Genomic DNA, 23745 nt, shown 5'->3' with positions numbered 1-23745 from the left:
TTGTTAACATTTGCTCCATCTTACCAAGAAATGCCGGCCCAGGGAAATTACGAAATCTGATGGATTACATAAGAAATTCTTTTATTAAACGGCAAAAAGCCTCGCCGGCAGCCGTAGCTGTCAGCGAAGCGGTAAACTTCCTTATACCGTATTAGTCGACAATCAATTTGGATTTCATGGTGATGTGGCCTGTTCCGCAAGGAACGTTACAGATGATATCGTAGGTGCCCGCTTTATCCGCCTTGAAGGTGCTGGACAGTGTCTGCCCTTGCAGCTTGATGTTCAAGCCCTTGATTTCCACCCCGTGAATGCCTTCTTTGTTTTCCAGCGTAACCTTCACGTCGGAGCCCTTCTGCACTTTATATTCCGCTTGATCAAACTTAAAGTTTGATGCCACAAGCTTCACCTCTTGGGCTGCTGCCCCAGCGGCACCGGCTGCGTTGCTGGAAGCTGCAGGAGCTGCTTCCTTCTGTCCGCAAGCGGCGAGTCCGAGCATCAAGCTAGTTGAGATGGCCAATACGATCAATTTTTTCATATGACTTCCCCTCCGTCTATCCACACCAGTTAGGTTCTTGTTCTTCTTACAATCCTAACTATAGCGCAGCGCTCCCCGAAATGCAGTGACGGGACCGTGACAGCATGGTGAAAAAATCGTGAATTTCCGAGCCTCTCCTGTGAAATTCGTCACACTTGGCCGTTCCTTCGTTCAATCTCTATGATGAAACGCTTCCTGCCTTGACCATCAGCGTCAATACGGCATACAGCACAGCGGCAACCCAAACCAGACGGTAGTCAATCTTCCTAGTGCTTCTCACGGACCATGCATCCTCTCTATAATGAACATTGTTTTCATCGTTAGGTTGAGTTCATTATAGCGCCCAATTGTGAAAAAATATCATGTTTTTTCTTAGAATTTTCTTAAAGTTTGTAACTTATTACCCTTTCTCAGAAAAAAAGATCAGTAACGCGAATCGCTTCGCATTACTGATCTCCTTGGCCTGCCGTATATGCCGCCATGGTTACTTATTGTTCTCGCGGCCGGTGATTCCGTGTTCGAACGGAGTCTTGACCGGGATGAACAAGTCGATGATCCCGATGACGAGGGCAGCCAAAATGGCACCGATAAAGCTGGAAGACACGCCGCTGACAATAAACTGCGACAACCAGATGACCAGCGCACTAACGAGAAAGCCTACGATCCCCCGGCCGAATGGGGTAATTTTTCTGCCAAAAACACCTTCAATGATCCATGCTGCAATCGCGATCACCAATGCTAAGAACAGGGCACTCCAGAAGCCGCCGACGGTAAAGCCCGGGACGACCCAATCCACAACCATAAGGATCAAAGCAGATACGATAAACCTGACGATATGTCCAAGCAAATGCATCCGGCGTTTTCCTCCTTCTTGTCTTGGGAAAGTTAGTGATTCTCCTGGTTCTTGCGTTCGGCCGTGCGCTGATTCTGCTACCAGGGGTGTCACAGCTTAGGATGTCACTTCCTGACTTGTTTTATGTATCCCTTGAATCGGAGGGTATTAGCGAAAGGACCTCCTTTTGGGATATAATATAAGGATAAGAATGAAAGGTTGGTCTTCTAAAGGTGACACTTATGAAATCATATAATCAGAAAATATTAAAAACCCTCGACTTCGGCGCCGTACTGAACCGCTGTGCGGATTATGCCGCTACAAGCATGGGCAAAGCGTTGGTTGAGCAGCTTGAGCCGAGCGGTGATTTTACCGAGGTCAAACGCAGGCTTCAAGCGACGGACGAAGCGGTGAACGTGGACCGCCTGAAAGGCGGCGCTCCCTTCGGCGGCATACGCGATATTCGTCCCGCGCTGCACCGTGCCCGGATTGGCGGTATGCTGAATCCGACGGAGCTGCTAGACGTGGCCCTTACGAATCAAGGAGGCCGCCGTTTGGTGAAGTTTCTCGAGGCGACGAACGACGATTATCCGGTCCCTTCCTTGCTGGAGCTGTGTGCCCTGATTACCGATCACAAGTCTGTTGAGGACCGAATCAAGCTGTGCATTGACGAGAATGCGAACGTGATGGATTCCGCCAGTCCGGAGCTTGCCCGAATCCGGTCGGAGCTGCGTACCAGCGAATCAAGAGCCCGGGAGCGGCTGGAGCAGATGGTTCGGACGCCGTCGATCCAAAAGATGCTGCAGGATAATTTGGTGACCATCCGGGGCGACCGTTACGTCATTCCTGTGAAGCAGGAATATCGGGGCCATTTCGGCGGGATGATTCATGACCAGTCGGCGTCCGGCGCGACGCTGTTTATCGAGCCGGAGGCCGTCGTGCAATTGAACAACCGGGTCCGGGAGCTGAAGCTGAAGGAAGAGACGGAGGTTGAGAAAATTCTCCGTATGCTTACAGCGCAGGTCGGAGAGGCGGCGGATGAGCTGCTGGCCAATGTAGAGGCGCTCGGCGAGCTGGATTTTGCTTTTGCCAAGTCGGGTCTTGCGAACGCCATGAAGGCCACCCGGCCGATGATGAACGATCGGGGCTTTCTTCGAATTAAACGCGGACGCCATCCGCTCATCGCCTCGGACAACGTGGTTCCGCTTGATGTGGAGCTGGGGAATAAATACAGCACCATTATCGTAACGGGTCCGAACACCGGCGGTAAGACGGTTTCGCTGAAGACCATCGGATTGCTGTCGCTCATGGCGATGTCGGGCCTGTTCGTTCCTGCGGAGGAGGGGAGCCAGCTTTGTGTATTCGATGCGATATTTGCGGATATCGGAGACGAACAGAGCATCGAGCAGAACCTGTCCACCTTCTCCAGCCATATGACGAACATCATCCGTATCCTGCGGGAGATGACGCCCAAAAGTCTCGTCCTGCTTGACGAGCTCGGTGCGGGGACCGACCCTGCGGAGGGCTCGGCCCTGGCGATCGCAATACTGGAGTATATTCATAAAATGGGCTGCCGCATCGTAGCCACGACGCACTATTCCGAATTGAAGGCATACGCGTTCGACCGTCAAGGTGTGATTAACGCCAGCATGGAATTCGACATTCAGACGCTTCGCCCGACCTATCGTTTGCTTGTCGGCGTTCCCGGCCGAAGCAACGCCTTCGCCATCGCCGAACGACTTGGGTTATCGAAGTCGATCATCGACTATGCCCGCGGCGAGGTGGGAGAAGAGGATCAGCGCGTCGAGTCGATGATTGCCACGCTGGAGGAGAACCGAATCCAGGCGGAGGCGGACCGTGAAAGCGCGGGGCAGCTGCGGCGCGAGGTCGAGCAGCTGCGCGAGCAGCTGGCCCGGGAGCGGCAAAAGTTCGAGGAGCAGCGCGACCGCATGCTGGAGCGGGCCGAACGGGAAGCGGCCGATGCCGTGGCCAAAGCGCGAAGAGAGGCTGAGGAGGTCATCACGGAGCTCCGGCGCATTCAGCGTGAGGAACGCAGCGGCGTGAAGGACCATCAGCTGAGCGAGATGAAGCGGCGTCTGAACGATGCGGTGCCGGACCTGCGGAAGAACAGCACGGCGAAGCTTCCGAAGCGCAAGCCGGATGCGGTCGAGGCGGGGGATGAGGTCCGCGTAGTGAACCTGGGGCAGAAGGGCCATGTGGTCGAGGTCGTGAACGACCATGAGGTCATGGTGCAGATGGGGATCATGAAGATGAAGGTCAACAAAGCCGATGTCGAGCTGGTTAAAGCAGCTCCTGCCGAGAAGAAGAAGCAGCCCGTCCAGGCTACCTCAAGTCTGAAGCGGACACGAGACGACAATGCGAAGATGGAGCTGGATTTGCGCGGGGCTAACGTGGAGGAGGCGCTGCTTGAGGTGGACCGTTTTCTGGATGAGGCGTATCTGGCCAATTTCGGCAATGTCTACATCATTCACGGGAAGGGTACCGGCGTCCTTCGGACCGGAATTCAGGAGTTTTTGCGCAAGCACAAGCACGTGAAGAGCTACCGTATCGGCAATTACAATGAAGGCGGTCACGGCGTAACGGTTGCCGAGTTAAAATAAAATTTATTTTCCATTTCGAAACTCTTTGCACCTATCTGTCGTAATACCATGTGTAACGATCGATCGCTGAAGCCCTGCAGGCTTAAGGATAAATATAGGATCGGGAGGATTCTACGATGGGAATTTTTAAACGACTGCGTGATTTGACAATGGCTTCAATTAATGATCTGCTGGATAAAGCGGAAGATCCGGTAAAGATGCTGAATCAGTTCCTGCGTGATATGGAACAGGATATTCTCGAAGCGGAATCGGCGGTAGCTAAGCAAATTGCAATTGAGAAGAAATTCAAGCAGCAGTACGAAGAAGCGCTTGAGATGGTTCAGAAGCGTGAAGAGCAGGCATTGCAGGCATTAGAGAAAGGCAACGAGGATTTGGCCCGCCGCGCGCTGCAGGATAAGAAGGAGCACCAGGCGCGTTATGACGAGATGAAGCAGCAGTATGACGTAGCCAAGGGCAATGCGGATCGTCTTCGTCAGCAGCTGCAAGAGATGAAGGATGAATTTTCGAAGCTGAAGAGCAAGAAGGAAGTGCTGGTGGCGCGCGCGGAAGCGGCCAAAGCCCAGAAGCAGATCAATCAGGCGATGTCGGGCTTCGGTACGGACAATGGGGCTAAAGGCTTCGACCGGATGAGCGAAAAGGTGCTGCAGCTGGAAGCGGAGGCAGAGGCCAGCAATGAGCTTCGCTCCAAGAACAAGAGCCTTGATGACGAGCTGAATCAGCTCGGGAAGAATGATGGCGTCGATGACGAGCTTGCCGCTCTTCGGGCAAAGCTTGCAGCCAGAAACAAGACCGAATAAAATAGGATGGAAGGAAAGACTGGAAGGCTAGCTCCTTTCAGTCTTTTCGGTTGTAGGCCTTCGTAAGGACGAGGACGGGGGAGGTTGGATCGTATGGATGATGAGGTGGGGAAATTAATGGGGAATCCTTATGTCGAAACACTTGCTTTTTTTTCCGTGGCCGTGCTGGCTTTGGTTGTGTTCTTAACCATTTTTGAGCTGGTAACGAAGTACAAGGATTGGGATGAAATCAAAAGAGGTAATTTGTCCGTAGCCATGGCGACGGGAGGCAAAATCTTCGGGATCTGCAATCTGTTCCGGTTTGCCATACTTAACAATGATTCCTTGATGCATTCTCTCATCTGGGCCGGTTTTGGTTTCTTGCTGCTGCTGATTGCTTATTTTATTTTTGAATTTTTGACGCCCTACTTCAAAATCGATGAAGAGATCAAAAATGATAACCGCGCCGTAGGTTTCATTTCTATGGTCATTTCGATTTCCTTATCGTATGTCATCGGGGCAAGTGTAACCTGAGGAGGGCCTGAGCGGTGAAGTACTTATGGGGCACATTATTTGCGCTTGCCCTTGTGTTTGTGGGCTCCGGCGTATATTATTTTCTGAAATTTGCCTGATGCAGGGGGAGCCCTGTCGGCTAGGAGGAGTTTGCTGTGTCTGATCTGCATGACCAGATTTGTCCGTGGTGCCAGACGGAGATTGTGTGGGACCCGGAGCTGGGGCCTGAGGAGGCATGCCCGCATTGTTTCAACGAGCTGGGCGATTATCGGAGCATTAGCTTGAAGCTCAAAAATTCAGGCCAAAACCTGATGCTCGGCGAAGAGGACGAGGAAGAATACGAAAGCGATATGGAAGCAATGGACGACTATGAGGAAGGAGTTCAGCGGCTGCTCGATCAGCAGGAGGAGGCGCCGGAATGTCCGTCCTGCCACAGCTTTATGCTGTTCGCCGGCACCCAAAGCGCGCCGCAGTCCTTCCTGCCTTTCGTTCATGGGGCTATAAAGCAGCCGCTGCTGAAGGCCGCCTTCTCTATGAATGTCTATGTATGTCCTTCCTGCTTTAAGCTGGAGCAGATTGTGTCGGAGCCCGATCGCCTCGAGCTGATCGAAAAGCTCAAAATTCACGGTCAGGAGAAGCAATCATAAACAAATGGAAGCACCCGCAAGGGTGCTTTTTCTATGTAGATAAGCATTAACAGTAACCTGTGAAGATTTTGCGCAGGAAGTGTAAATGTGTAATTTTTGCAAAAGAGTGCAATTGCGCTTCCTTCGCAGGGAGACACGGTAACAAAAAAGTGTCATTGCCTGCAACTCCACGGGGACCTATAGTAGGCTCATCAATGCGAATCCAATGGGGAAGCGGTGAATGTTATGGATATGAACCGATTTACGAATCCGTCGCCGGAATACCGGATTCATCCGTTCTGGTTCTGGAACGGTGAGATGGAGGACGAACGCGTCCGAGAGCAGATTGAAGAGATGCACGACAAAGGTGTCGGCGGCTTCTTTCTGTGTGCCCGTCAAGGGATGACGGTACCTTATTTATCCAAGCAATGGTTCGATAAGGTGCGATACGCTGTTGAGGTAGCGAAGTCATTGGACATGCATGTCTGGCTGTACGATGAATATCCCTACCCAAGCGGCATTGCCGGGGGAGAAGTGGTGTTGGAGCACCCCGATGCGAAGCATAAGACATTGGAGCACAGGAATATTCGCACCGCCGGCGGAGAACGGTTGGATGTGGAACTGCCCTGGGGAAGAGTGCTGTATGCCAAAGCCGCGCCCGTACAGGCGGACGGCTCCATCGACTGGACCCAAGCCATCGATGTCAAGGAGCACATCGGCAACTGGCAGGCGGATCCCATTTTTCAGAAAACAGGGCTCACCGGCTACAATCAGAAGCGTTTCTTCACCTACCGAACGGTATTTCGTTTACTATGGGAGGCGCCGCCCGGGGACTGGGAGGTCATGGTGTTCCAGGAGAAGGAAATCGACGATTTCAAATATTATGGGACGTTCGTCGACCCGTGTAACCGGGAAGCCATGGAGACGTTTATCCGCTTAACCCATGACAGATATGTGCCGGCTATAGGTGAGTATTTCGGCAGCACGGTCAAGGGCATGTTCACGGATGAAATCGGGCTGCTCGGGCGTATACCATGGTCCCCTCGGCTTCCTGAAGAGTTTAAGCTGCGCAACGGCTACGATCTGCTGGAGCATCTGCCGGCTTTACTTGACCGCTCCGCCAAGGATGCGGTGAAGGTGCGGTATGATTATTATCAAACCATCCATCTTCTGCTTCGGGAGTCGTATCACCTGAAGGTGCACGATTGGTGTGAAAGGTATGGAATGGAATATGTTGCGGAAGTGCCTGCGGTTCGCATGACTACGCAAAAATTCAGTCATGTACCGGGCGGCGATTCCGCGCACGAGAAGCTGGGGCGTTCACTGGATTGGATTTTGCGCCGTTATATCGGGCATACACGCGATAACCCGAAGATGGTAAGCTCCCTGGCACGCCAGCTGGGCCGCACTCGGAACCTCATTGAATGCTTTCACAGCGTTGGCTGGTCAATGACGCTCCAGGATGCACGCTGGATGATTGACCGGCTGGCGGCGCTCGGTACGAACTTTTTTAATTTTCACGCTTTCTATTACACGATGGACGCACTGGCAAAGCACGACGCGCCTCCTTCGCAGTTTGTGCAAAACCCTTATTGGGCGCATTTCCGCACATTGGGCGACTATACCGGACGCATTAGCTACATCATGACGGAAGGAAAGGCGAATATCCGAATGGCGTTCGTCGATCCGGTTACTTCCTACTGGACATATTTGGCCAATCCGTTTCATTCCTTTCACTTCGCAGGCACGTCCGAAGAAGAGAAAGCTCAGCTTGAGCGGCTGGTGCAGGATTGGACCGAGCTGGGTGTCAAGCTCATCCGCAATCGCTTCGACTATGATCACTTGGATCCGGAGCTGCTTGGTGAAGCGACGGTAGAAAACGGCGTGATCCGCATCGGAATCGCTGAGTATTCCGTTCTGATCCTGCCGCCGATGAGCAATATGGAGGCTTCCGCATGGGCGAATGTCCGCAAATTCCTGCAAGGCGGGGGAACGGTGATCGGGCTTGGCTTGCTGCCGTACGATGTCATCGAGCAGGGCAGCCCCTCGGAGGAAGAATCCATGCAGATCTTCGGTGTGACGGAATCGCCGCGCACTCTATACTGGGATGGCCGCTTCACTGAATCACATTATTCAAATGGCGGAGCGCACTTCCTGCCGATATCCGCGCAGGGCGGCATCGAAGCCGTCTGGCCGCACCTTGCAGGGCTGCTGGAGGAGGCTTCGCCGCGCCCCGCGAGACTTAAGCTGGAGCAGGATCCCCAGTGCTTCCTGATGCAGACGAGGTATCTGAGGGAAGGGGAAGCGGCCATTTTCATCAGTAATCAGGAGGGCGAATCGCATGACGGTCAGCTGCAGCTGGACCCTGAGGCACTGTTTGGTTCCGGTTGTACGGGGCTTCGGGCATATGAGCTCGAGCTGGAGACCGGTGTGAGGCGGCCGATGGCGGTGAAGCACAGCGGCGACGGTCCGTATGTAGATTTTGCTTTGGCACCTTATCAGGGCCTGCTGGTTTATGTGGAAGCTTGCTCGGAGGACGCCGAGGCACCAATTCTGCCACAAGCTCCGGATGTGCTCGAACTGCAAACAGACGGCGAGTGGTTCATTACGGCACTGCAGGATAACATCGTCCGGTTCGATGATTTGACGCTGAAGATCGCAGGGGAGCCGGCAGGCAGGCCGGTGAGGGCAAAAACATTCATCGACCAGTGCGCGGATCTGGCCCAGCTGCAGGATTTCCCGGTCTCCTTTAAGCAGACCTTCGGTACTCCGCAGCGGATGCAGATGAGCTACCCGCTTGATGCTGCCTATTCCGCCGAATTTATTGTCGAGGAATTACCCGAACGGTGTGACATCCTCATGGACGCTAATGCAATCCAGGGGGATTGGCGGCTGCTGATCAACGGTCATACGGTCACACCGGATCAATTCAAGCCTATGAGGGTCTACGACCATCGAAATGTAGGCTGCCCGGTCGCGTCATTGCTGAAGCAGGGAGTGAATGAACTGATCGTTCAGCTTACCATAACGTCGGATTCGGACGGTGTTACGGATCCGTTTTACCTGAAGGGCAATTTCGGAGTGACGTTCGATGAGCAGGGCCGTCAAGTGATTGGAGCTGCACCACGTTCGGTTGCGTGCCTTAACGGCGGTCCGCAGCCAGGCTATCCATACTTTGCAGGGACCATGAGCTACCGGCGGACCATCGAGCTCGGCAAGACGCAGGAAGGCACGGAGTTCGAGCTCAGCTTCGCGGATTGGGATCCGCATTTCCATGACTGTGCGGAAGTCATAGTAAACGGTCATTCCTTGGGCGTACGTCCATGGACGCCTTACCGATGGGCCGGTTCAACCGACTGGCTGCATCAGGGGGATAACGAACTGGAGATTCGGGTGACGAACACGCTGATCGGACTGCTTGAGGGCTTGACCTTCGACTACGAGACGCACACGCTGCAGAGGATTCAAGGTTAGCTTCATGAAACAATGCAAAAGTCGGATTGCATACAAGGCAGTCCGGCTTTTTGTAATTACGGGAAAATAAAGGCTCTTAAGGCGAGGTACAAAAAAGGTTAGTGCGTGCAAAATAGTGTAGTCCGCGTCGCGGCGGGCTGAAATAGCGATCGGGCATGGCTTGGAAGCCAGAAAACACAAGGCCGGACGGTAACAAAAAAGTATAGTTGAGGGCAATGAAAAGATGCTTTACCTTGAAGTCATGGAAGCCGTGCAGGATCACGGCACGCAGCGTAAACAATCTTAGGCTGACTTCATAAAGAAAGGGGATGTGCACATGCCGAAGGTCGATTCCTCCACTACATCCGGATCCTTGTCCATGAACCGGCGTTTGAACCATGCGAAGGGCAGATCGCGCATCTGGTTTGATCTCAAAAGAGACAGGTACTTATACCTGCTTGCCTTGCCGGGGCTGATCTTCTTCCTGATATTCAAGTACGTGCCGATGTGGGGTGTCATCATTGCCTTCCAGAACTATTCACCTTATGTAGGTGTGCTTAAGAGCGAGTGGGTAGGCTTCGAGCACTTCGCCAAATTTTTCTCGAATCCCGAATTTATGCTTCTGTTTCGCAATACGATGGCCATCAACCTGATGAGCCTGACGCTGTTCTTCCCGCTGCCGATTCTGCTGTCTCTTCTTCTGAACGAGGTCAGATCGGAGGCGTACAAACGAATCGTTCAATCGATCGTTTATATGCCGCACTTCTTATCGTGGGTCATCATCGCCGGATTGACCTTCCTGCTCTTCGCCAAGGGCGAAGGCTTAGTCAACAAGCTGCTGGAGGCAGGAGGCTTCGAGCGGATGGACTTCCTGACGAACCCCGACGGCTTCTGGTTCATGCTTACCGTCCAGTCGATCTGGAAGGAAGCGGGTTGGGGCACGATCATCTTCCTTGCGGCGATAGCAGGCGTAGATCCGCAGCTGTACGAAGCGGCGAGAATGGACGGCGCCGGCCGAATTCGCCAAATGTGGCACGTGACGCTGCCAGCCATCCGCAACGTCGTCATCATCCTTCTCATTCTGAGGCTTGGTCATATGATGGATGTCGGCTTCGAGCAAGTGTTCCTGATGTATAACGGAGCGGTATCCGAAGTGGCGGAGGTATTCGATACTTATGTATACCGGGTTGGTATTCAACAAGGTCAGTTCAGCTTTAGCACAGCCGCAGGCTTGTTTAAGTCGATTGTAGGACTGGTGCTGGTTGTAGGCGCTAACAAATTAGCGAAAAAGATGGGTGAAGAGGGCGTGTACTAAGACAGGCGCCCGCCAATTTGACACAGTAAGGAGGAATTCCCATGATTAGCACCAAAGGAGACCGGATTTTTGGCGCGATCAATATCACTGTACTCGCCATCGTAGCTATGGTGACGTTCTTCCCGGTGTACTATGTGTTCATCGTATCGTTCGTCGATCCGGTTGAATATATCACCAAACCCTTCATTCTTTGGCCGGAGACATGGTCTCTCGATTCGTATAAGTATCTGCTCTCGACCAAGTCGTTCGTCGGGGCGTTATACAACAGTACGTTTTTGGCCGTCGTCGGTACGATTTGCAGCTTGATCGTTACCGCTGCGCTTGCGTATTCCTTATCAAGAAAGCGCTTGCGGGGCCGCCGGACGTTTCTGATGCTGATTCTATTTACGATCTTATTCAGTCCGGGCATCATCCCCCATTATTTGCTGGTACGCGACCTGCATCTGATCAACAGCATTTGGTCACTGATTCTGCCCGCCTTGGCCAGCGGCTGGAACGTCATTCTCATGAAGGGCTTCTTCGACAGCCTTCCCGTCGAGCTTGAGGAATCCGCCGCTATAGACGGATGCAACGACATCTCGATTTTCTTGAAAATCATCCTGCCGTTGTCCTTGCCTTCTCTCGCTGCCTTCGGATTGTTCTACGCGGTGGGCTATTGGAACCAATTTTTTAATGCGCTGCTCTACTTGAACGATCCGACCAAATGGCCCATTCAGGTATTACTGCAGAACCTGCTCATCTCATCGTCCAACAGCGAGTTAACCTCCGATGTCTTCGTGAAGGCCCCGCCGACGGAGACGCTGAAGATGGCCGCCGTTATTATCGCTACCGTGCCGATCCTCCTGGTATACCCGTTCCTGCAAAAGCATTTTGCCAAGGGTGCCATGGTTGGCTCGGTTAAGGGGTAATGATATATTCAATTTCATTAAAAGGAGAGGGTCTATCAATGAAGTATGCAAAAACGTCGCTTAGCCTGTTTTTGGCACTTTCGACGCTGCTTGCCGCTTGCGGCCAGAGCAGCACACCTCCGGCAGCAAGTGGGGATGCAGCAGGACAGGCGGAGGCTCCTGTCGAAATCAGCGTAATGGTTCATTTCCTGACACAGCAGCCGATGGCTGAGGACAATGCTGTAAAGCAAGCGATCGAGAAGGCAACGAACAGCAAGCTGAAAATTCAGTGGGTTTCTTCCAACAACTACAATGATAAGTTGAACGTGACACTGGCTTCCGGAGACCTGCCTGACCTGACATACATCGGTGACCCGTTCTCGTCGGTATTTCGCAATATGGCGGCCCAAGGGGCATTCTGGGAGGTTGGTCCTTACATCAAGGATTACCCGAATCTGGCGAACGGCATCTCGAAGACGGCATGGGAGCTCACCAAGATGCAGGACGGCAAAAATTACGTCATTCCAAGACCGCGTCCTTCCGAAGCGGATTCGTTCTTCGTGCTCCGCAAGGATTGGCTTGACAAGGTGGGGATGAAGGTACCGACGACCAGCGATGAGCTGTATCAGGTGATGAAAGCCTTCACGGAGAAGGATCCGGACGGCAACGGCAAGGCCGATACCGTAGGCTTCGCCGCCAATACGGACTCGAGCAGCACCGCAAGTCCCTATGGCGTGCTGGGCCATATCGACAGCATGTTCACCGGTGTCAACGGAAAATATAAATGGACCAATAACCAAATGACGCATAGTGCGCTGCTGCCTGAATCCCGCAAAGCACTGGAATTCGCCGTGAAAGCTTACCAGGAGAAGCTGATTCCTGCTGACTTTGCATCACTGAAAGGCACACAATTCCGAGATATGTTCGATGGCGGCAAAGCAGGCATCATTATCGAAAAAGCCGGAACAATGAAGGATCACTTCGACAAGCTGAAGAACGTCGATCCGAGCTTCAAGGAAGGCGATTTCTATCCGGTAACGAGTATCAACGGCTATAATCCGAAGGGTCCCGGGTTCGCCGGAGCTCTGGCCATTTCCAAGAAGGTGCCTGAGGCCAAGATGAAGCGCATTCTGAAGGTGCTGGATACTTGGATGAAGCCGGAGGTGTTTGCCTATAACACGTATGGGCTGGAAGGCGTTCATCACACGGTGAAGGATGGCCAGAAGGTACTCAATACGGAAAAGCTTGCGGCTGATAGTGTTGCTGACCTGAATCAAATTCTGTATGTTGCCGATCCTTACGCCAGCTCGACGAAGCCGTCCTTCCCGAAGGAAGTTAACGAGCTGTATGCGAAAATTCAAGACGAGCGCGCGAAGTCCAGTGTGGCGGACCTTACCACCGGCCTCTACTCGCCGACGCTGCAGAAGGCAGGACCGGAGCTTGAGAAGAAAATCGCCGACCTGAAAACGAAAATTATATTGGGCCGCGAACCGATGACAGCATGGGATGACCTTGTCTCCAAGCTGAAAACGGATGCCGACCTGCAGAAGATCAGCCAAGAGCTGACGGAGGCTTACAAGAAACGGATCGGCCAATAATAAGAGCAAACAGCTAGAATCTCAAGAAGCGGCAGGTATTGGCCGGAGGCGGATCTCAAGATCTGTCTCCGGCCTGCGTATTATACCAAGGAATCTGCCGGTTAGCGTTGACAAGGGGCGGACATGTCTTCATCATGAAGCTAAGCCTTCCCCCTCGGGCAGGGCACAACAGCAATGAAACGGAGGACACCACATGCTGCAGACCCTAAGAAGCTGGCTAAGAATAGGACTGGAAAGCAGGCGCTCCAAACGTTTTTTCTGGAGGAGCCTAGCCTTGTTTCTGCTGGTCACCTGTATCCCGGGCATGATTACGGGCAGCATCATCTACTGGGCCTCAACAAATCAGGTCGAAAGCGAGCTTCAAAAGCTTCATGAAAAACAGGTTCAGCAGCGGGCGGGCAATATCGATGATCAGCTGTCCTATATGGAAATGCTGTTCACCCAATGGGCGTTTGACGCGCAGTTCGATAACAAGCTGAAAGAGCTGGACTTTGTATATAACTATCAGCAGGTGCATGACATTTATCGGACGCTATTCATCATGGAGGGGGCCCATCCATTGATCTCCAGGGTAGATTTGTATCTAAAGCATCCGTACCCGCTGATTTTTCAGAAGGATGTTTACTTGGATATCAGCAATGCGAAGGTAAGTGAGCGTTTTGAAGCTCTATTGCAGCAGACCAAGTTTGCCTTCTGGACGGAGCACTACGAGCGATTCGACGGAAAAACCTGGGGCAAGCCGTCCCTTGCATTGGTGAACAAGGTGCCGGGAGGGAGCACGGAGCCCCTCGGGTATATCATTACCACGGTCGACAAGGCGAAGCTGAATAAGCTGCTGCAAACCTTGACGCCTTATAGCGACGGCACCACCTTCCTGCTGTCGGCAGGAGGGGAGCGATTCATTGTTCAAGATGCGCAGCAGCAGAGCGGACTTGAGCTGGCTCTAAGGGAGGCGATAACCAGCGGCCGGCAAAAGGCCGGTTCGTTTCTTTTTGACTATAACGGCGCGACATATTCCGTGTCCGTCGGCAAGCTGGCACGTATCGGCGAGGAGTGGACCTACGTATCCGCCGCTCCCTTGACGGCCGTCACCGCACCGGTGCTGTTCATCTCCAAGCTGATTCTGTCGATCAGCGGAATCGGCTTCATCCTGGCGCTGCTGCTGTCTCTCGGCGCTTCCTACCGGTTGTATACGCCGATAGGCAAGCTTGTCCGGCTGCTGCCGAAGGAAGAGGGTCACCGGGATGAGTTTGAGCAGATCGAGCGGCAGTGGCAGGATCTGACGAACGAGCGGGAGACGCTGCAGGGCCGGCTGAAGACACAGCTGCCGCAAATGCGCGAAGGCTTCATGCTGCAGCTGGTACAGGGACATTTGTTCTCCATGACGGAGAAGGATATCAAGGAACGTCTGCTGCATTACGGCTGGGAGACGGAGGGCAAGCAATTCGTCGCCGTGCTGATTCAGCTTGGCGGATTTTCCAGTCAAGTGGGGCGGTTCAAGCATGGCGATGAGAGCCTCGTTACCTTCGCCGCGGCGAACATTGTAACGGAGCTGTCCGATTCGCTCTCGTTTCAGCTTCTGAACTTTCATGACCTGACGATTGGGCTGCTGGTAGCTTTTCCGGAAGAGATGACCGTGAAGGAGCAGCAGACTACCCTGAACCGGATGGGAGAGGAATGGATTCAATCCGTCGGCCGTGTGCTCAAGATGCGCATGACCATTGCGATCAGCAAGCCTGTTCCTAACGTGAAGCATAGCCCAATGCAATTCGAGGAAGCGCGTCATGCGCTGAGCTACGCGGACCTTAGCTCGGAGAGCCAGATCATCGATTCCGAACGGATTGGCAAAAGCAACTCGGCATTAGAATTCCGATACCCCTTCGCGCTGGAAACGGAGATCATCAACGCCGTCCGCATTGGGTCTGAGGAGGAGGCGGCCCAGCTTATCGAGCGCTTCCTTAAGGAGCTGACGCAGGATGGAGCGGCGAAGCTTGTTTTGCAGCAGGGGATGATGCAGCTGCTGGGCAGTCTGCTTCATGCCATGCTGCATGCGGGGATGAATCCGATGAAGCTATTTGAGGGCGTGAATTTGTATGAACAACTCGGTGCCTGCAACGAGCCGGAGGATATTCTTCGCTGGTTCCGAAGCAAAGTCGTCGGCCCTTTTGTTCATGAGCTGATCAGCAAGCAAGATTATCATTTGAAGCAGATGGCCGAGAAGACGATCATGCTAATAAGCGAGCATTATATGAGTCCCGACTTATCCCTTGAATGGTGCGCCGATCAATTCAATACAAGTCCCTACACGCTCAGCCGAGTGTTTAAACAAATTACCGGCGTCAATTTCATTGATTTCGTAACGAACAGGCGTATGGAAAAGGCTAAAGAGCTGCTCCGCGAAACCGATATGAGGATTAACGATGTGGCGGGAAGCGTGAGCTACCAGCCGACGTATTTTCATCGGATTTTCAAAAGATATGAAGGGATTACACCTTTGCAGTACCGTGATTTGCATCAGGATAACTAGAATTTGCTGGGATATTATTCTTGTCGGACATGATTTTTGCGCTTTTGGGTAGCTTAACTAAGACATTACATAGATAAGGTGAGAGCGCATGCATTCCGATTCGTCAACGAAGCATTTTCCTCATAAATGGATTCAGGAAAACAAAAGTAAGCATGAATGGCTTCAGGTAGACAAGAAGGAAGAAAAACCGGCTAAAGATAATCATCCGCTCGACGGCCAATCCCGGCTGCTGTTAACTGTGCATGGCTTGTGTGCTGTGGCCAATGCTTTATCCGGTACCTTCGTCAACGTATACCTTTGGAAGGCAAGACATGATTTTGCCGTCATTGGCTGGTTCACGCTAATCCATCACTTGACGATGGCCTTCACGTTTTGGATTGCGGGCAAGTGGGTTAAGGAGCATAACAAAATGAACTGTCTGCGCGCCGGCGTTGCGGTTTCGGCCTTGTTCTATTTGCTGGTGCTGTGGTTTGGGGACAAGGCTGCCGACAATTACTTGATTCTGGGCGTGGTACAGGGCTTAGCGTCCGGATTTTTCTGGCTTGCCTTTAACGTAGTCTATTTCGAAGTGACGGATCCGGACAATCGGGACCGGTTCAACGGATGGGCCGGTCTGTTGGGTTCAGGGGCAGGGATGGTGGCGCCATGGGTATCCGGCTACTTGATCGTGCATATGCAGGCGGCAAACGGTTATCGTCTGATTTTTACCATCTCGCTCAGTGTGTTTGTCATTGGAGTCATTATCAGCTTCTTCTTGAAAAAAAGGAAATCGGAGGGCAGGTATGCATGGCTGCATACCTGGACCTGCCTGCAAAAGAAGGATACGGCTTGGCGGACGGTCGGTCTGGCGCTGGTGGCGCAAGGGGTTCGGGAAGGAGTATTCGGGTTTATGATCGCGTTGCTGGTGTACGTTCACACGGGCAGCGAGATGAGTCTGGGCAACTTCTCCCTTATCACCTCGGCGGTGGCTTTAATCAGCTTTATGATCATCGGTCGGGTGCTGAAGCCGCAGCACAGGAAGGTGGCCATGCTCATCGGGTCGGCGGCGATGGTTATCGTGATATTGCCCTTCTTCTGGAAGGTCAATTATTGGACGCTGCTGACCTTCGGGATTGGAGTGGCCTTGTTCTTCCCGCTGTTCTCGATTCCTATGACCTCCTCGGTGTTCGACCTGATCGGCAGCGATGAGGAAAGCGTGAAGCGCCGCGAGGAATACGTGGTCATGCGGGAGCTCGCTTTGAATGCCGGCAGACTGCTCGGTACGGCCGTGTTCCTCATCTTCATCGCTTGGGTGAAGGCGCCGGCGGCCATGAACTGGCTGCTGCTCTTCATCGGAAGCTCGCCGCTTGCAGCCTGGTTCTTCATGAGGAAGGTGCACGCGCGGAAGCGGGCAGAAGCAGGGTAACCTAATGAAAAGCCTCAGAGTGAACGGCGCTCTGAGGCTTTTGTCCGTTCAGCCGTCTCCTTTCCTTTGGGGCATCAAAAAAAGTTGGAAAAATAATATCGGACATGTTGCATAAATATACAACTAAATGTATAATAATAAATGTAATCCTAAATGACATTATGTACATTGGAGCGTGGAAAAAGCATGAAAATTGCACTGCATAATGAGCTGCCGGCCCCTGAGCAATTTCAGCGGCTGATCCAATCCATTTCCGAATCGGATGTTCCTGCAGATGCAGCACCATATGATATCTATAAAGAGAGCCCGCATGTCATTGCCGCTTATGATCAGGAGCAGCTGGTTGCCCTGGGACGGCTGGTTGCGAGGGGAGAAGCAGCTTCCGAGCTCGAATTTGCCGTATCCCCGAACTATAAGGGACGCGAGATCGAAGAGAATATGAGAAGACTGCTTCAAATTAGATCATTAAAGGTTTAGGCCGTAAATCATATACTATGCAAAGTCCTTTGCCCCGGGCCCGGAGTGAAGGACTTTTTTCGCTGGGGGAGCCGTTTAATTTTTTTTTGCCAAAGACAGGCTGCAGGGTGTAATATGTAGGAATAAGCTTTGGGATCCGAAGCTTGCAGTTCCAAGTAATTTACCAAAGGAGCGTATCAGACGATGGAACAATTTAAGATGAAGATTATTGAGCTGCTGAAGGAAGACGCGCGTCGTACCCCTGCACTTATCGCAACAATGCTCGGGGCGTCCGAGGCGGAAGTGGCGGAAGCGATTGCCGAGCTGGAGGAAGCGAACGTAATCGTCAAATACGCTACCGTCGTCAACTGGGCCAAGGTGGATAATGAGAAGGTCACCGCCCTGATCGAAGTGCAGATAACCCCAGAGCGCGGCCGCGGCTTTGATGCCATTGCGGAGCGCATTTATTTATATCCGGAAGTGAAATCGGTCTATTTGATGTCCGGCGCTTATGACCTGCTCGTCGAGATTGAAGGGAAGACGCTGAAGGAAGTCGCTTCCTTCGTATCCAATAGGCTGTCCCCGATCGACCGGGTGCTTTCCACCAAGACGCACTTTATTTTGAAAAAATATAAACAGGACGGCATCACCTTCGAGGACCACGAGGACGACCGCCGGCTCCTCATCTCACCGTAAAGGAAGCTTGATAACATGCTAGAGCAAACACAAAGTCAAGGTATCTCGTCCAGATCGATGTCCGGTTACTTGGCCCCGCTCGCCAGGGCGATTCCGCCATCGGGCATTCGGAAATTTTTTGACTTGGTCAGCGCAAGCAAGGATATTATTTCCCTCGGTGTAGGGGAGCCGGATTTCAGCACGCCGTGGCACGTTCGGGAGGCCTGCGTGTATTCGCTCGAGCGGGGCAACACGAAGTATACGCCCAATGCGGGGATGCTGGAGCTGCGTGAAGCCATTGCCGAATATTTGTACGATTCGTTCCAGCTGCTGTATGAGCCTTCCGATGAGGTGCTGGTCACGGTCGGCGGCAGTGAAGCGATCGATCTTGCTTTGCGCGCCTTGATTGCCCCGGGGGATGAGGTTCTCGTCCCAGAGCCCTGCTACATTTCCTACAGTCCGATTACCCGGCTTGGCGGCGGTGTGCCGGTAGGTATCGAAACTTTTGCCAAGGATCAGTTCAAGCTGACCGCAGAATCCCTGAAAGCAGCGATTACACCTCGTTCCAAGGTGTTGATTCTATGCTACCCCAGCAATCCGACAGGCGGCATCATGACGTATGAGGACTGGGTGCCGATCGCTAAGCTTGTAGAGGAGCACGATCTGATCGTTATCAGCGATGAAATCTATGCCGAGCTCACCTACGAGCAGAAGCATGTGAGCTTCGCTTCTCTCCCCGGCATGAAGGACCGGACGATTCTGGTCAGCGGCTTCTCCAAGGCGTTTGCCATGACCGGCTGGCGGATGGGCTATGCTTGCGGGCATAAGGATATTTTGTCGGCGATGCTGAAAATTCACCAGTATACGGTGATGTGTGCCCCATCGATGGGGCAAGTGGCGGCGCTGGAGGCTTTGAGGAACGGCATGGACGAGAAGGATCGCATGGTGGAATCGTATAACCAGCGTCGCCGGCTGGTGGTTAAGGGCTTCCGGGAGATTGGGCTGGAATGCCATGAGCCGCAGGGCGCGTTCTACGCCTTCCCATGCATCAAGTCTACAGGCATGACGTCGGAGGAATTTGCAACGAAGCTTCTTTATGAGGCGAAAGTCGCAGCCGTTCCCGGTGACGTGTTCGGACTCGGGGGAGAAGGGTTCCTTCGCTGCTCCTATGCCTATTCGGTCAATCAGCTGACGGAAGCGATCGATCGGATCGGAAATTTCCTAAAAAAACTGTAAATTCGACAAAAAAAGTCATTTCCATTCTTCTAAAAAACTGGTATCTTTATGATATAAGTTTCATATATTAATAGTTTTTGGGATAAATATATGGGGCTTAGGATTCTAAAGCTACAGTGGGAGGGATGCAGTCATGGCTTTTCCGGAATACCAGCTTCGCCAGTATTTAAATATCGGATGGATTCGCGAGAAGGAAGATCAAGCCAAGTGGGTTTTTGGTAAAAGAAAACGCACCTCATCTACCCTGTCTTTGGAAGACGATATTTACAATTTGCGGCTGGAAATGGAGCGACTCGTGAAAGAAGGCTATAGTCTTACCTCACACAAGGTCGTCGAAATCAGCATGATATTAGATAAAAAGATTAACGAATATATGAACGCGAACAAGAAGGACCGATGAACCATCGGTTCTTTTTTCTTTGCGGGGGAACGAGGCGGAGTCATTGTCACTGGAAACGTATGCCGATCGGATTCGCCGACTTCCGGAGACGGGGAAGCTGACGAAGGAGGATTTGTTAGTCCCCGAGTTTCTGCTGGAGCAGGAGGGGGAGCTGACGATGTATTACGCCCCGCACAACGAGCTGGTAAATGAGGTCGCGCAGCTTGTGCTGATCGGCATCACCCCGGGGTGGACGCAGATGGAGCTTGCTTTCCGGTCCGTGCGGGATGACCTGCGCAGCGGGAAGGTTACCCTGAGTGAAGCGGAGGAGCGGGCCAAGAGAGCAGCCGGGCTGGCCGGACCCATGCGCAGCAATGTAGTGCAGCTGCTCGACCGGTGCGGAATGCATACCGCAATGGGCTTGTCTTCGACCGCATCATTATTCGGGGAACGGCGGGAGCTGCTGCATACGACGGCGGTGATCAAATACCCGGTTTTCGTTAAGGGGGTAAATTATACCGGCCACCAGCCTCCTGTCGGGCGGTCGGCGCTTTTGCAGCGGTATGCTTACGAGGTGCTGCCGGCAGAGCTGAAAAGGCTTCACAAGGTGAAGCTATGGGTGCCGCTGGGTCAGGCGGTATCCGAGGTGCTTACCGAGCTGGCCGAGCGCGGGGTGGTGGACAGGGAGCGTTGTCTGCTCGGGTTCCCGCACCCTTCCGGCGCCAATGCACACAGGCACAAGCAATTGGAGGAGAGGCGGGAGGACTTCACGTCCCGTATTCGGAAGGCATGGCCGTAAGCCGGCCATGCCTTCCGCAAAGGTTCACATTTTCTTACTTTGATACCAGCCCCCGTTCTATGCTATCATCTAATGATAGAGAAGATGTAGGAGGGGAAGAGAACTGTGAAAGGTAAGCTGCTTCTTGTATCTCTGCTGATGACGGTTATGCTTGCGCTGGCCGGCTGCGGCGGCGGTCCGAAGCCCGATGTGGCGATATTCATGATGTCCTCCAAGGGTATCCCGAACGAAGTGGGCGATAAGCTGCAGCAATGGCTTCATGGGAAACTGGGCGAAACGCCGACCGTGAGAGTGTTAACGACGCCGATGTTCTCTATGGAGAAGCTGATTGTTGAAATTGCGGCGGGAGACAATGGAGTGATTGTGGTACCGACCGAGCAGTTTAAGGCGATCGGCCAACAGGGAGGTTACGTCGTTCTGGACGATCTCGCCAAGGCGGAGGATTTTCCCGGCGGTGTGCTGGAAATCGAAGAGAACGGGACGAAGCTGAAGCATCTCTACGGCATCCCTCTCGAGGAAACCAAATGGTTCAAGGAAACGAATCTGAACGGCAAGGATTTGATTGCGTTTATTCCGGTGAACGCTCCAAATAAAGAGAAGGCGATTCAGGTTATGAAGCTGATCGCTCAAAAGTAAGGAAGACAATAAGCATTAGGTGCCCGCAGGCGAACGCCGTGCGGGTTAAAAGGGAAGCCGGTGCGATACCGGCGCGGTCCCGCCACTGTAATTGGGTGAAGCTCCGCGAGCAGCCACTGTCCGTAAGGATGGGAAGGCTGGAGCTATTGTGCTAGCTGTGTCAAGCACCCTCATGAGCCAGGAAACCTGCCTGATGCGTGTCATGCGGCCTTTCGAGGAAAAGGGGCGCACTGCTGCGGTTTGCAGATTCGCTTGGGCATGGGAACGATAACCTGCCGGGAGCGGCTGCATGGATCGAAGGGGTGCCCTCTGCTCGAAAGGAGCAGGGGGCTTTTTGCTATTTATTGTAGGAGAGGGAGAGGAAAACAGAATGAAAAAGAAGTTGGATATGGGGATGAATAAGGGGACAAAAAAGCTGCTGACCTTGGTATTGACCTTGGCGCTGGCCGGCTCGGCGATAGGCTGTGCCCAAACGGAGAAATCACCGACGGGCTCCGGACAGCTGGTCGACCCGCCGAAGGCTAACGGCTCGGGCCAAGGCCAAGCAGCAGGGAATACGGCGAAGCGCACGGTGTACCCTCTGAAGGTGAAGGATGCGACCGGAAAGGAATTCACGTTCGAGAAGGCGCCGCAGAAAATCGCTTCCACCTCGCCGAGCGAAACGGAAACGCTGTTCGCCTTGGGGCTGGGAGATAGCATAGTGGGCGTTTCGGATTTCTGTGATTTCCCTGCTGAAGCGAAGGCGAAGCCGAAGCTCGGCAGCATCACGAAGCCGAACGAGGAAGCGATGATCGCTTCCGGGGCGGAGATTATCCTGGGCGGCGTATCGATGAAGATGCCGACGGTAGAGAAGCTTCGCGAGCTGAAGCTGAACGTATACAAGGTAGAGCCGAAGACGATCGACGAGGTGCTTAGCAACATCCTGCTGCTCGGCCAAATTTTCGATAAACAGGAGCAGGCCGAGAAGGTTGTCGCACAAATGAAGGCGGAGCGCGATAAGGTAGTTACTGCCGTGAAGGATCTGAAGCCGGAGCAGAAGAAAAAGGTGTTCATCGAATTTTCCCCGGGCTGGACAGTCGGCCAAGGCGAGTTTATGGATGAGCTGATTACGTTGTCCGGCGGCATCAACGTAGCCGGCACGGAGAAGAGCTACGTGAAATTCAGCGAGGAGAAGATTATCGTCGATAATCCGCAGGTCATTCTGTATCCGAAGGATCTCATTGACTCCAAGCAGAAGAAAAACCTGGATGCCATCATTAAGGAACGCGGCGGCTGGGAGAAGATTGATGCCATTAAGAACGGCCGTCTGGTCGGCGTGGACAACAACATGATGTCCCGTCCGGGCCCGCGTATTACCCAAGCGCTGACGGAATTCGCTAAGGGCATTTATCCGGAACTGGTGAAATAAATGAAACGAAGGCTGTTGCTGTGGGGCGGGTGCGGACTCGCCCTCCTTCTCATTTCCATGACGGCGGCGCTTGCGCTGGGATCGGTGAAGGTGCCTTTCGTGCAGGTGTGGAAGATCATGCTGTACCACATGCCGTGGGTGGGCGGCTCTATCGTGCCGGATTGGACGGTGGCTTCCGAGCAGATCATCTGGAAGGTGCGTCTCCCCCGGGTGGTTCTGGGCTCCTTGGTCGGCGCCGCTCTTGCACTGGCTGGCGCTTCCTTTCAAGGAGTGCTGCGAAACCCGCTGGCCGACCCGTATACGCTGGGGGTTTCGACGGGGGCCTCGGTAGGCGCCTCCTTTTTGATTCTCTTCGGGCTCCATTATGCGTTATTCGGCCAGTGGACGGTTCCGGTCGTTGCGTTTGTCACCGGTTCGCTATCGCTTCTGGCGGTGCTGTCCTTAGCCAAGACGAACGGGAAAATGCAGATTGAGACGGTGGTGCTGGCCGGTGTCGTGATGCATGCGTTTCTAGGGGCTTTCGTCTCCTTGATGGTGTCCATGTCGAAGACGGTCATTAATGAAATCGTGTTTTGGCTCATGGGCAGCCTGGCACTGAGGGGCTGGGCGTACAGCCTGGTGCTGCTGCCGTATTTGGCTGTCGGCGCCGTGCTGCTGCTGAGCTTTGGCCGCGCGATGAACTTGTTCTCGCTGGGCGAAAGGCAGGCGGCTCACCTCGGGGTCAATGTGGAGCGGACGAAGACGATGGTACTGATCGCCGCGACGCTGATTACGGCGGCTGCCGTCTCCGTGTCGGGAGTGGTTGCCTTCGTCGGCTTGATCGTGCCGCACCTGCTCCGCATGCTGATCGGACCGGACTATCGGCTGCTGCTGCCGCTCTCGATGCTGGGCGGGGCGGTGTATGTCTTGTGGGCTGACCTGCTTGCCAGGACGCTGCTGAGCCCGACGGAAATCCCGCTCGGTGTCGTGACGGCTTTCTTGGGCGCACCGTTTTTCGCCTATTTGCTGAAACGAAGAAAAAAGAAGCTGCAATAGATGCTCTAGCAATATAGCTATAGAGTGGAGGGG

At 53.3% G+C, this 23745-nt stretch carries 21 protein-coding genes and 1 riboswitch; of the genes, 18 read left to right on the top strand and 3 right to left on the bottom strand.

Annotated elements, in window-relative coordinates; translation table 11 throughout:
* Positions 1–151 precede the first annotated feature (151 nt).
* From QMO62_RS13050 to QMO62_RS13045, 3 genes are all read right to left on the bottom strand, one after another.
* Positions 152–535 carry a cupredoxin domain-containing protein gene (locus QMO62_RS13050; RefSeq protein ID WP_284641423.1) on the bottom strand — a complete coding sequence of 128 codons (384 nt, stop codon included), beginning with the start codon at positions 533–535 and terminating at the stop codon, positions 152–154.
* A gap of 58 nt (positions 536–593) precedes the next feature.
* A complete protein-coding gene (locus QMO62_RS33415) occupies positions 594–710 on the bottom strand; it encodes a hypothetical protein (RefSeq protein ID WP_369699106.1) in 117 nt (38 codons plus the stop codon).
* A gap of 309 nt (positions 711–1019) precedes the next feature.
* Positions 1020–1388 (bottom strand): phage holin family protein, encoded by a 369-nt coding sequence (locus tag QMO62_RS13045; RefSeq protein WP_284641421.1) that lies wholly within the window; start codon positions 1386–1388, stop codon positions 1020–1022.
* Positions 1389–1609: 221 nt separating this feature from the next.
* On the opposite strand from QMO62_RS13045, the gene QMO62_RS13040 reads away from it, so the two are divergent.
* The 18 genes from QMO62_RS13040 (at position 1610) to QMO62_RS12955 (ending at position 23712) form a co-directional block, all read left to right on the top strand.
* The gene (locus tag QMO62_RS13040; RefSeq protein WP_284641419.1) at positions 1610–3988 is read left to right on the top strand and encodes an endonuclease MutS2; all 2379 of its coding nucleotides are present in this window, start codon (positions 1610–1612) and stop codon (positions 3986–3988) included.
* Between the two features lie 116 nt (positions 3989–4104).
* Complete coding sequence (locus QMO62_RS13035) at positions 4105–4785, top strand: PspA/IM30 family protein (protein WP_284641417.1); 681 nt, start codon at positions 4105–4107, stop codon at positions 4783–4785.
* A 93-nt stretch (positions 4786–4878) separates the two neighbouring features.
* Complete coding sequence (locus QMO62_RS13030; RefSeq protein WP_284641415.1) at positions 4879–5298, top strand: DUF350 domain-containing protein; 420 nt, start codon at positions 4879–4881, stop codon at positions 5296–5298.
* A 134-nt stretch (positions 5299–5432) separates the two neighbouring features.
* Positions 5433–5924: a hypothetical protein gene (locus QMO62_RS13025; protein WP_284641413.1), complete on the top strand. Its 492-nt coding sequence runs from the start codon at positions 5433–5435 to the stop codon at positions 5922–5924.
* Between the two features lie 231 nt (positions 5925–6155).
* Entirely contained in the window at positions 6156–9377 is a 3222-nt protein-coding gene (locus QMO62_RS13020; RefSeq protein WP_284641411.1) for a glycosyl hydrolase, read from the top strand.
* 358 nt (positions 9378–9735) lie between these two features.
* Positions 9736–10671, top strand: a complete 936-nt coding sequence (locus tag QMO62_RS13015; protein ID WP_284644937.1) for an ABC transporter permease — start codon at positions 9736–9738, stop codon at positions 10669–10671.
* Between the two features lie 41 nt (positions 10672–10712).
* The gene (locus tag QMO62_RS13010) at positions 10713–11579 is read left to right on the top strand and encodes a carbohydrate ABC transporter permease (protein ID WP_284641409.1); all 867 of its coding nucleotides are present in this window, start codon (positions 10713–10715) and stop codon (positions 11577–11579) included.
* A gap of 38 nt (positions 11580–11617) precedes the next feature.
* A complete protein-coding gene (locus QMO62_RS13005) occupies positions 11618–13156 on the top strand; it encodes an extracellular solute-binding protein (RefSeq protein ID WP_284641407.1) in 1539 nt (512 codons plus the stop codon).
* 193 nt (positions 13157–13349) lie between these two features.
* Complete coding sequence (locus tag QMO62_RS13000) at positions 13350–15683, top strand: helix-turn-helix domain-containing protein (RefSeq protein ID WP_284641405.1); 2334 nt, start codon at positions 13350–13352, stop codon at positions 15681–15683.
* An 88-nt stretch (positions 15684–15771) separates the two neighbouring features.
* Positions 15772–17088 carry an MFS transporter gene (locus QMO62_RS12995; protein WP_284641404.1) on the top strand — a complete coding sequence of 439 codons (1317 nt, stop codon included), beginning with the start codon at positions 15772–15774 and terminating at the stop codon, positions 17086–17088.
* Positions 17089–17274: 186 nt separating this feature from the next.
* The gene (locus QMO62_RS12990; RefSeq protein ID WP_284641402.1) at positions 17275–17565 is read left to right on the top strand and encodes a hypothetical protein; all 291 of its coding nucleotides are present in this window, start codon (positions 17275–17277) and stop codon (positions 17563–17565) included.
* Between the two features lie 183 nt (positions 17566–17748).
* A complete protein-coding gene (locus QMO62_RS12985; protein WP_284641400.1) occupies positions 17749–18240 on the top strand; it encodes an Lrp/AsnC family transcriptional regulator in 492 nt (163 codons plus the stop codon).
* 15 nt (positions 18241–18255) lie between these two features.
* Positions 18256–19455, top strand: a complete 1200-nt coding sequence (locus tag QMO62_RS12980; protein WP_284641398.1) for an aminotransferase class I/II-fold pyridoxal phosphate-dependent enzyme — start codon at positions 18256–18258, stop codon at positions 19453–19455.
* Positions 19456–19588: 133 nt separating this feature from the next.
* Complete coding sequence (locus QMO62_RS12975) at positions 19589–19855, top strand: aspartyl-phosphate phosphatase Spo0E family protein (protein WP_284641396.1); 267 nt, start codon at positions 19589–19591, stop codon at positions 19853–19855.
* A gap of 43 nt (positions 19856–19898) precedes the next feature.
* Positions 19899–20633 carry a hypothetical protein gene (locus QMO62_RS12970; protein WP_284641393.1) on the top strand — a complete coding sequence of 245 codons (735 nt, stop codon included), beginning with the start codon at positions 19899–19901 and terminating at the stop codon, positions 20631–20633.
* A 105-nt stretch (positions 20634–20738) separates the two neighbouring features.
* Positions 20739–21269: a hypothetical protein gene (locus QMO62_RS12965; protein ID WP_284641391.1), complete on the top strand. Its 531-nt coding sequence runs from the start codon at positions 20739–20741 to the stop codon at positions 21267–21269.
* A riboswitch (cobalamin riboswitch) is annotated at positions 21270–21477 on the top strand.
* Positions 21478–21639: 162 nt separating this feature from the next.
* Entirely contained in the window at positions 21640–22677 is a 1038-nt protein-coding gene (locus tag QMO62_RS12960) for an ABC transporter substrate-binding protein (protein ID WP_284641390.1), read from the top strand.
* Complete coding sequence (locus tag QMO62_RS12955) at positions 22678–23712, top strand: FecCD family ABC transporter permease (protein ID WP_284641388.1); 1035 nt, start codon at positions 22678–22680, stop codon at positions 23710–23712.
* Positions 23713–23745: the final 33 nt, after the last annotated feature.

Source organism: Paenibacillus silviterrae, from assembly GCF_030167925.1.
GTDB classification, from domain to species: domain Bacteria; phylum Bacillota; class Bacilli; order Paenibacillales; family NBRC-103111; genus Paenibacillus_G; species Paenibacillus_G silviterrae.
Note: the sequence above shows the minus strand (reverse complement) of the source record. Positions and strands in the feature narration are given on the sequence as shown.

What these genes read in the sequence shown, in the direction of transcription:
- QMO62_RS13050 (WP_284641423.1), bottom strand. Translation starts at nt 535, where the DNA reads ATGAAAAAATTGATCGTATTGGCCATCTCAACTAGCTTGATGCTCGGA.
- QMO62_RS13045 (WP_284641421.1), bottom strand. Translation starts at nt 1,388, where the DNA reads ATGCATTTGCTTGGACATATCGTCAGGTTTATCGTATCTGCTTTGATC.
- QMO62_RS13040 (WP_284641419.1), top strand. Translation starts at nt 1,610, where the DNA reads ATGAAATCATATAATCAGAAAATATTAAAAACCCTCGACTTCGGCGCC.
- QMO62_RS13035 (WP_284641417.1), top strand. Translation starts at nt 4,105, where the DNA reads ATGGGAATTTTTAAACGACTGCGTGATTTGACAATGGCTTCAATTAAT.
- QMO62_RS13030 (WP_284641415.1), top strand. Translation starts at nt 4,879, where the DNA reads ATGGATGATGAGGTGGGGAAATTAATGGGGAATCCTTATGTCGAAACA.
- QMO62_RS13020 (WP_284641411.1), top strand. Translation starts at nt 6,156, where the DNA reads ATGAACCGATTTACGAATCCGTCGCCGGAATACCGGATTCATCCGTTC.
- QMO62_RS13015 (WP_284644937.1), top strand. Translation starts at nt 9,736, where the DNA reads ATGAACCGGCGTTTGAACCATGCGAAGGGCAGATCGCGCATCTGGTTT.
- QMO62_RS13010 (WP_284641409.1), top strand. Translation starts at nt 10,713, where the DNA reads ATGATTAGCACCAAAGGAGACCGGATTTTTGGCGCGATCAATATCACT.
- QMO62_RS13005 (WP_284641407.1), top strand. Translation starts at nt 11,618, where the DNA reads ATGAAGTATGCAAAAACGTCGCTTAGCCTGTTTTTGGCACTTTCGACG.
- QMO62_RS13000 (WP_284641405.1), top strand. Translation starts at nt 13,350, where the DNA reads ATGCTGCAGACCCTAAGAAGCTGGCTAAGAATAGGACTGGAAAGCAGG.
- QMO62_RS12995 (WP_284641404.1), top strand. Translation starts at nt 15,772, where the DNA reads ATGCATTCCGATTCGTCAACGAAGCATTTTCCTCATAAATGGATTCAG.
- QMO62_RS12990 (WP_284641402.1), top strand. Translation starts at nt 17,275, where the DNA reads ATGAAAATTGCACTGCATAATGAGCTGCCGGCCCCTGAGCAATTTCAG.
- QMO62_RS12985 (WP_284641400.1), top strand. Translation starts at nt 17,749, where the DNA reads ATGGAACAATTTAAGATGAAGATTATTGAGCTGCTGAAGGAAGACGCG.
- QMO62_RS12980 (WP_284641398.1), top strand. Translation starts at nt 18,256, where the DNA reads ATGCTAGAGCAAACACAAAGTCAAGGTATCTCGTCCAGATCGATGTCC.
- QMO62_RS12975 (WP_284641396.1), top strand. Translation starts at nt 19,589, where the DNA reads ATGGCTTTTCCGGAATACCAGCTTCGCCAGTATTTAAATATCGGATGG.
- QMO62_RS12960 (WP_284641390.1), top strand. Translation starts at nt 21,640, where the DNA reads ATGAAAAAGAAGTTGGATATGGGGATGAATAAGGGGACAAAAAAGCTG.
- QMO62_RS12955 (WP_284641388.1), top strand. Translation starts at nt 22,678, where the DNA reads ATGAAACGAAGGCTGTTGCTGTGGGGCGGGTGCGGACTCGCCCTCCTT.